The sequence below is a fragment of the Endozoicomonas sp. genome, assembly GCF_051008435.1.
Taxonomy (GTDB): Bacteria; Pseudomonadota; Gammaproteobacteria; order Pseudomonadales; family Endozoicomonadaceae; genus Endozoicomonas_A.
Window position 1 is genome coordinate 1 of sequence record NZ_JBPCXO010000401.1, and the last position, 8,745, is coordinate 8,745.

Annotated in this window: 6 protein-coding genes and 2 pseudogenes; 6 read left to right on the forward strand and 2 right to left on the reverse strand. The window is 49.2% G+C overall.

Translation table 11 applies throughout. From position 1 onward, the window contains the following. From ACR2PX_RS20420 to ACR2PX_RS20430, 3 genes and pseudogenes are all read left to right on the forward strand, one after another. Window positions 1-119: pseudogene (locus ACR2PX_RS20420) on the forward strand (IS701 family transposase); the annotation flags it as partial. 88 nt (window positions 120-207) lie between these two features. Then, entirely contained in the window at window positions 208-2,292 is a 2,085-nt protein-coding gene (gene recG / locus ACR2PX_RS20425) for an ATP-dependent DNA helicase RecG (protein WP_434001204.1), read from the forward strand. 78 nt (window positions 2,293-2,370) lie between these two features. Further along, window positions 2,371-3,260 (forward strand): annotated as a pseudogene (locus tag ACR2PX_RS20430) (inositol oxygenase family protein). Between the two features lie 110 nt (window positions 3,261-3,370). Here the strand turns inward: ACR2PX_RS20430 and ACR2PX_RS20435 are convergent. Then, entirely contained in the window at window positions 3,371-4,363 is a 993-nt protein-coding gene (locus ACR2PX_RS20435) for a LacI family DNA-binding transcriptional regulator (RefSeq protein WP_434001205.1), read from the reverse strand. Window positions 4,364-4,475: 112 nt separating this feature from the next. Here ACR2PX_RS20435 and fruB point away from each other — a divergent pair, with 112 nt between their 5' ends. Genes fruB through ACR2PX_RS20450 form a run of 3 tightly spaced genes read left to right on the forward strand, consistent with a single transcriptional unit; the run spans window position 4,476 to window position 8,254 of the window. Beyond that, window positions 4,476-5,600 carry a fused PTS fructose transporter subunit IIA/HPr protein gene (gene fruB, locus ACR2PX_RS20440; RefSeq protein WP_434001206.1) on the forward strand — a complete coding sequence of 375 codons (1,125 nt, stop codon included), beginning with the start codon at window positions 4,476-4,478 and terminating at the stop codon, window positions 5,598-5,600. Further along, complete coding sequence (gene pfkB, locus ACR2PX_RS20445) at window positions 5,597-6,553, forward strand: 1-phosphofructokinase (protein ID WP_434001207.1); 957 nt, start codon at window positions 5,597-5,599, stop codon at window positions 6,551-6,553. The genes fruB and pfkB overlap by 4 nt, the downstream gene beginning before the upstream one ends. A 12-nt stretch (window positions 6,554-6,565) precedes the next feature. Next, window positions 6,566-8,254, forward strand: a complete 1,689-nt coding sequence (locus ACR2PX_RS20450; RefSeq protein ID WP_434001208.1) for a PTS fructose-like transporter subunit IIB — start codon at window positions 6,566-6,568, stop codon at window positions 8,252-8,254. Between the two features lie 55 nt (window positions 8,255-8,309). On the opposite strand, the gene ACR2PX_RS20455 is transcribed toward ACR2PX_RS20450, so the two are convergent. Next, window positions 8,310-8,627: a S10 family serine carboxypeptidase-like protein gene (locus ACR2PX_RS20455; protein ID WP_434001209.1), complete on the reverse strand. Its 318-nt coding sequence runs from the start codon at window positions 8,625-8,627 to the stop codon at window positions 8,310-8,312. Between the last annotated feature and the right edge of the window lie 118 nt (window positions 8,628-8,745).

Here is an 8,745-nt window from a genome sequence, read left to right on the forward strand (position 1 = left end):
CGAATATTTATCAGCACCAACGGGGGCTATTTAAAGAGACGGTTGGTAAATTCATTGAGAGTTTTGCAAAGAGTAAAGACCACCTGCTACCAAAATTAGCAGGTGCCATCAATGCGTAAGTCCTATAGTTGCAGTTGGGTTGGAAGCGCACCTTCTGTGATAATGATAAGTATCAAGAGCAAACGGAAACCGGTGTATTGAGGTGATATGGTGAAGCTCCTGCATGAGATTCCTGTGACGGCATTGAAAGGTGTCGGGGCTGCACTTGCCGATAAGCTGGCGAAAATCCATATCCATAATCTGCAGGACCTGCTTTTTCATCTCCCTTTGAGATATCAGGATCGTACCCGTATCACTCCTATTGCTGCGATTCATCCGGAAGGAGATTATGTCATTCAGGGCTCAGTGGTCGCTTCTGATGTTTTGATGGGGAAGCGCCGGAGTCTGCTTTGCCGTATCAGCGATGGCACCGGTTCTGTTGGGTTGCGGTTCTATCATTTTTCCAGTGCCCAGAAGAATAATCTCAAACCTGGAACCGAGATTCGTTGTTTTGGTGAACCTCGACGGGGAGCGTCGGGTCTGGAGATTTACCATCCTGAATACAACGTTATCAAACCCGATGACGATCTGGATGTTGAAGCAACCCTGACACCGGTTTATCCCGCTACTGAAGGGCTGACTCAGCAAAGAATTCGCAGTCTCTGCGAACAGGCTCTGGAACAGCTGAACCACTCTGATGCTCTTCAGGAATGGTTGCCCGAAGACGTACGACGGAAATATCAATTAGGGTCACTGGTCGATGCTGTGGAGTTTCTTCACTCTCCTCCTCCCGATGTTTCCGTTGAGCTGCTTTCTGAAGGTCGTCATCCGGCGCAGATACGATTGGCATTTGAAGAACTTCTGGCTCACAACCTGAGCATGCAAAAGCTACGTACTCTGATCCGAACCGTGAAAAGTTATGAGATGTCCCCCAAGCAGACTTTTACCCGTGACTTTCGTGAGCAATTGCCTTTTTCTCTGACTGGTGCTCAGGAAAAGGTACTGGCGGAAATCAGTCAGGACATGATGCAACCAGAGCCTATGTTAAGGCTGCTTCAAGGCGATGTTGGATCAGGCAAAACGGTCGTAGCTGCCCTGGCTGCTCTTCAGGCTGTGGAGAATGGCTATCAGGCTGCTGTTATGGCGCCGACTGAAATACTGGCCGAGCAGCATGAGAAGAATTTTAAAGGTTGGTTGAAACCTTTGGGTATTTCCGTCGCTTATCTTTCGGGAAAGACCAAAGGGAAAAAACGACAGCAGGTACTGGATGAAATTGCCCAGGGTGATGCTGCGGTCGTCGTGGGTACTCACGCCCTTTTTCAGGATGAAGTGCAGTTCAAGAAGCTGGGCCTGGCTATTATCGACGAACAGCATCGTTTTGGTGTTCATCAAAGAATGGCCCTGCGTAAAAAAGGTGAGCTGAATGGTGGCCAGCCTCATCAGTTAATTATGACAGCCACACCTATTCCCCGGACTCTGGCTATGAGTGCCTACGCTGATCTGGATTGTTCAGTGATTGATGAGTTACCCCCGGGCAGGACACCCATTAATACCGTAGTGATTGGCGATGATCGTCGTGATCAGGTCATAGAGCGCCTGCGATCCGCCTGTCTGGAGGGGCGTCAGGCATACTGGGTATGCACATTAATAGAAGAGTCAGAAGTCTTGCAGTGTCAGGCTGCTGAAGTAACAGCAGAGCAGCTGCGTGAAACTTTGCCAGAGCTTTCCATAGGTTTAGTCCATGGTCGTATGAAAGCGGCAGAAAAACTGGAAGTGATGGACGCTTTCAAGTCCGGGCATATGCACTTGCTGGTGGCAACTACGGTCATTGAAGTAGGAGTCGATGTCCCCAACGCCAGCCTGATGATTATTGAAAACCCGGAACGACTGGGCCTGGCTCAGTTACATCAATTAAGAGGGCGAGTGGGTCGTGGCACAATAGCCAGCCATTGCCTTCTGATGTATCACGCTCCCCTTTCACAGCAAAGCAAAGAGCGTTTACAGGTCATGCGTGATTCCAGTGATGGTTTTGTTATCGCTGAGAAAGATCTGGAATTACGCGGACCTGGAGAAGTACTGGGTACCCGGCAGACGGGCCTTGCCCAGTTCAAAGTGGCAGATCTTGAGCGGGATGCGGTTTTGCTGGATCAGGTCAGGAATGCAGGTCAGATAGTGCTGAGAGAAGCGCCACAAAATGCAGAGCCCTTAATTTTTCGCTGGCTGGGGCATGCTGAAAAATACGCCAATGTTTGAAGCAGTCCTTACCTGAATGTCAGTGGCGAATTCTTGTGCTATAGAGTTGAGCATTCCTTTTTTCCTACAGTGAATGTTATGAAGATTTCTCGACGTGGTTTTCTCGCTGCGCTGACTTCCTCCTCGTTTGCCTCTCAGTTTCCATACGCCTTTGCCCTGTCGGGTGACGAAAAACAAACCAATAAAGATGGGCGAACTTTCCGCAACTATGAAGACGCTCCAGAGCATGTTCGCCGGTTCTACAAAGAGCATCATGAGAAACAAAGCTATGACTTTGCCAGGGACCGCCTGACGTTGTATCAGCCGTTGAAGCAGGGCGAGGAAACAGCCTGGGGAATGCTGGAGCAGCTTGATAAGGTCGTGGACAACAGTGATCCCGATATTGATCTGTCACAGCTTGAACATTCCTATCAGGCCGCCGAAGCCATACGGCGCGATGGTTTGCCGGAGTGGCTGCAGGTGGTCGGGTTTATTCACGATATGGGTAAAGCTCTGATTTTCTGGGGAGAACCCCAGTGGGCCGTGGTCGGAGATACCTTTCCAACAGGCTTGAGGCATTCGGAACAGATTGTTTGCTTTGACTATCTAAAGGCTAATCCTGATCTTAAAAACCCCAAAATGAATACCGATTACGGTTTGTACAAGCCGGGTGTGGGACTGGATCAGGTGATCATGACCGGGGGCACGATGAATACCTGTATCAGGTGCAGAAGAATCAATCCCGTCTGCCAGATGAAGCCCTGTTTGTTATTCGTTATCACTCACTTTACCCTCTTCATACCGGCAGAGAACCAAGATACCTGGGACTTATGAACGACCAGGATCGTCAGAATATGAAATGGGTCGAAATCTTTAATCAATACGATTTGTACAGCAAGTCGTCAGAAACCCATGTCGGACAAAAATCGCTTGAGAAGCATTATAGGGAGTTGGTCGCCCAGTATATTCCGGGAAAAATTCATTGGTAAGAATGTGTGTGCAAGGCCAGTCTGGCCGCTCAAACTCTATCGGTTATTGATAACTTTTGAGCGGCGATAAGACATCCAGGAATCTGACCTGGCATGGATAGGTCGGCCTACTAGATTCGACGACAGATAATTTCCCGACAGAGTACGATCTGACGTTGATACTCGCGCTTGTTGAACTTTGCGTCCAGGCTCTTCATAGCCCTTTTGGCCATCTCTTCATACTGTTGCCGGGCTGAATGGATGGTGAAAGGCAGCAGATCAAGAATATAGCTGTCACCAAAAGTCGCCCAGTCTACCTGTTCTGGCATTTTATCCAGATGCCCACGAGTAAACTGCAGAACGCCTTCCATCAAAGTGAATGAGCCGGTAAACAGCTTTTCTGGCAGCGACTGATGTTGCCTGAAATAATCTTTCATCATGCTGTATCCCGCCTCGACGGAATAATCCAGATGATGCACTGTTGCAATGTTTTCAGCTTCGCCGGACTCTTCCAGAGCTTCACTGAAACCCTGGAATCTCAGGCGACAGTTATCCAGAGCCTGATTACCACCAAAATAGGCAATCGCGCCGGGTTTTCCGGTCAGCATTACCTGGGTGAGCTCCTTGGCTGCCTGACGATCATCACTGATGATGGTGTCCAGCTTTGCACCGGACTGAAAACGGTCCAGCAGAATCACCGGAATGCCTCGTTTTTCCGCCTGATGATAAACACTGTAGTCAGTGACTGTGCTGACAGAGATGATGGCTTCCACTTTGCGTCCAGTCAGAGTTCTGACCAGTACTTCTTCCATCTCCGGCTCATCATCGGAGCAACTGATGATCAGTTGGTAGCCTGCTTTTCTGGCTAAACGTTCAAGATGCTTGCTGAGTTCTGCAAAACCATGATGGAGCAAATCCGGCAGAATCAGGGCCAGCAGTTTACTGTTACTGCTTCTGAGTCCGGCTGCCTGAGCATTGGCAACATAGTGATGCTCACTGGCTAGTTCCAGAACCCTTTTACAGGTCTTCTCGCTGATGCGATAGCGCTCGGCATGTCCGTTGAGAATAATGCTGGCTGTGGACTTGGAAACGCCGGCCAGTCTCGCCAAATCTTCTAACTTCATGGGCGAAAGAAATGATCCATATCAAAAAAACTGTCACAGAGGACAACAAATTATTCATAAGCTAAATCGGTTCAGCTAATATGCTGGGCATTGCTGAAACGGTTTAGCCCATATGTTAACACTGAATTTATCCAGTATTTTCCTAAATCAATCTGCTGAAGATAAGTTACAGGTAATCGAGCTAATCGGCCAGAAAATGGTTGAGGTTGGATATACCACTGAAGCTTACACTGCAGGTCTGAAAGCGCGTGAAGCGATCTCTTCCACGTTTCTGGGAAATGGTATTGCTATCCCTCATGGTACGCCGGACAGCCGTGATGCGGTTAAACAAACCGGTGTGGTCATACTCCAGTTCCCACAAGGCGTTGACTGGGGAGAGGGTGATAAGGTCTATATGGCTGTTGGGATAGCAGCCCGCTCCAATGAACATCTGCAGATCCTGAGTGGATTAACGCGAGTACTGGATAACGACGATCTTTGTGCTCATCTGGCAAAAACAGAAAACCCCCAGGATGTTATTGAGGCCATTAATCCTCAGTCCAAAGAGCGTCAACTGCTGTCTGAAGAACTGGTTCGTCCACGTGTTGATGTGCGCACTCCCTTTGCATTGAAAGCTGTTGCAGCCTCACTGCTGGATACGGGTGGTTACCTGGAATCAGGTGCTGAGGAAGCTCTGGCAAAAACGCATGCGATCGTATCGGGTTCAATAGCCTTTATCAGTACTGCCAAGGCCACCTCTACGGGGATTGCCTTGGTGATACCCGCTGATCCGGTTTCTTTTTCGGGCAAGTCTGTCAATTTGCTGGTGGCTGTATCCGCTTGTGACGCTATTCATGTTGCGGCTCTCAAACAGATTGGCTCCTGGGCTGATGATACTGACCTATCGAGCAAGTTGGAAAGTGTTTCAATCTCGGAATTGTTGAATGCGGCAAAAGGCAATGGCTGGCCAGCACCAGCGGATGATGTGTTGAGCAGAGAGTTCACTATTTTTAATCCCAATGGCATGCATGCCCGTCCTGGTAAGGTTTTTGTATCGACCGTCAAATCGTTTGAGTCGCGGGTAGAAGTCAGAAATCCAAATAAAAGTAACGCATTCATCAATGGCAAAAGCCTGATGAAGCTGCTGAGTCTAGGGATCACCAAAGGCACAACCATTGAAGTGAAGGCAAGCGGACCGGATGCTCAGGAAGCGATGGGTGCACTGGAACAGGCGATCAGAGAAGGACTGGGTGAATGATCGTTACGGTAACGCTGAACCCTGCCAAGGACCAGACAGTACAGCTCGAAAAGCTGAACGTTGATGCAGTCAATACTGTGGGTCATGTCACAGAAACCATGGGTGGCAAGGGAATTAATGTGGCTCGGGTATTGTCAGATCTGGGGGCTGAAGTGTTGGCCACCGGATTGATGGGCGAAAAAGATCAATGGCTGTTCCAGGAATATCTCGGACAGCATCAAATAGACAGTCAGTTTGTGACTCTTGAAGGTGCTGTTCGTTCCAACATCAAGTTGGTTGACCGCTCTACAGAAGAAGTAACGGATATCAATTTTCCGGGGTTTCATGCCAGTGATGCTGACCTGGATGCCGTCCTGGACATTATACGAAAACAGTCTTGTGTATCGTTTGTCGCAGTATGCGGCAGTTTGCCTCCGGGTATTTCACTGCAAGCTTATGAACAGTTCTTACAGGCCATTAAAATACTGGGTGTGAGCCTGGCAGTCGATACCAGTGGCAGAGCTCTGGAGGCAGCCATTCGGGTGAAACCCGACCTGATCAAGCCGAATTTGTCTGAGCTATCTGACTGGGCAAAGCAATCGATGGATCAGAAACAGGCCGTTGAAGTGGCATCTGAGCTGTCAGAAGCAGGCATCAATGATGTTGTTCTGTCCTGTGGCGCCGATGGAGCCTGGTTTATTCATCACCATCAAGCTTTGAAGGCACTGCCAGGAAAAGTAAAAGTGATCAGTACCGTGGGTGCTGGAGATTCCATGATGGCGGCCTGCCTGTTTGGGATTACCCGGGAGTTGACGAGAAAGGATTGGGCTAAATTGGCCACAGCCTGTGGCATGAAAGCAGTTTCCCAGCCTGGAGTAGGTGAGTGCTCAGAAGAAGCACTGATGGAGTATCTGGCTTCTGTTGAAGTCAGCGAAATTGGAAACAAGGTGAAGTTGGCCGGATCTGCCCGCTAAATGGGGAATACAATGAAGCATTATGTATTAATCAGTGCCTGCCCTTTCGGTGTGGCAAGCTGTTTTCTTGCAGCAGATAAGTTAGCCAGTGAAGCTTCTGCCAAAGGCATACAGCTGAGTGTTGAAGTAGACAGTCCTCTAACCAAGGAGCGGCTGGACGATGCTGTGCTTGGCAGTGCAGATTACGTCCTGATTGCTTGTGACAGCGTCAGCAGTGAGCTGGTTGAAAGATTGAAAGGCAGGCCTGTATACAAGACGACTGCCCAGGCTGTTCTGGACAATCCAGCCGCTGTGATTGAGCAAGCTGAAGTCGAATCAAAGCCACTGGAAACCCATGTTGCTCAAGGCAAAAAAGTCGTTGCTGTCACTGCCTGTCCGACCGGGGTTGCTCATACTTTTATGTCTGCTGAGGCATTGGTTGAAGCAGGTAAGTCTCTGGGTTACGACATCCTGGTTGAAAAACAGGGTTCTGCCGGTGCCAAAGATCCTTTAACGACTGAGCAGATCGCTGAAGCCGATGTTGTGATTCTGGCCACTGATATTGAAGTGGATACCGGACGTTTTGCCGGTAAAAAGGTGTTCAGAACCTCTACTGGCGAAGCGTTGAAAAAAGCAGAGTCCGTCATTAAAAGAGCTCTGGTTGAAGGTCACGAGCTTAAGGCTCAAGCGACAAACAAAACGACGGTAGAGAAGAAAAAGGCCTCAGGTGCATACCAACATCTATTGACCGGTGTCTCCTATATGCTGCCGCTGGTAGTGGCTGGTGGTCTGATCATTGCCCTGTCTTTTGCTTTTGGTATCAATGCCTTTGAGCAGGAAGGAACACTGGCTGCTGCTTTGATGAGCATCGGTGGTGGTAGTGCTTTTGCTCTCATGGTGCCTGTTCTGGCAGGTTACATTGCCTTCTCTATTGCAGAGCGCCCCGGTCTGGCACCGGGCATGATTGGTGGTATGTTGGCCTCTACGCTGGGGGCCGGTTTTCTGGGTGGAATCATTGCTGGCTTTATCGCAGGTTACTCTGCCAACGGTGTGAAGAAAGTTGTACGACTTCCGGCAACCATGGAAAGCCTTATGCCGGTACTGGTGATCCCGCTGCTGAGTTCATTAATAACTGGTTTGTTAATGATTTACGTAGTTGGCGCTCCGGTTAAAAGCATCATGGACACCATGACTGCTTTCCTGCAAAGCATGAACGGCACCAATGCCCTGCTGCTGGGAGCGTTGCTGGGTGCCATGATGGCTTTTGATATGGGAGGCCCTGTTAACAAAGCGGCCTATACATTTGGTGTAGGCCTGATTACCAGTCAGACATATGGACCCATGGCCGCTGTCATGGCTGCAGGTATGGTACCGCCTCTGGGCCTTGCTCTGGCTACCCTGCTGGCAAAAAGAAAATTCAGTAAGGAAGAGATGGAAGGTGGCAAAGCAGCGGGCATTCTGGGACTTTGTTTTATCACCGAAGGCGCGATTCCCTTTGCGGCCCGTGATCCTTTGAGAGTGATTCCCTGCAGCATGGTCGGCTCAGCGCTGACGGGTGCTCTGTCCATGTGGATGGGCATTGGACTGAAAGCACCTCATGGTGGTGTTTTTGTGATGATGATTCCAGAGGCCATCAGTAATGTGGGTGGTTATGCCATGGCCATTGCATTGGGTACTATTGTGACAGGTGTCGGCTACAGTGCTTTGAGAAAAGCGCCCTGACATGACATTCAGAGCCCGGTATTCTCCGGGCTCACTTTTAATTTCCTGTCACCGTTCAGAGATCTTCTGATCTAATCGGGTCCTGCAGCTTGTAGAACCACTGACTCATACTGTTCTGTTGAACAAAATTCTGCATCATATCGAACGCAAGTTTAGGCTGATCCATAGGCACCAGGTGACCTGCTGTTGGAAAGGTAAACAGTGTCAGATTGCCGGAAGCGCGAACGGTTTGATAAGCCTGATCATTCTCGTCAAAAAAATCTTTCTGCCCGGTGGCAAGAAAATCCTGTTTGCCTGACCAGTCAATGGTTTGAAGCCAGGAAAGGGTTGCAAAATTGTTGCAGCACATATCCTGATCCCCCGAGTAAGGAATAGTCTAAAAATAACTTCCTAATTTACACCTCCCTCGCAATGGTCAATACTCTAAATCATTGCCGGAGGTGATTATGGCTATTTACCCCTCTTTAGTGAAAAAACGGATGAGATCCTTT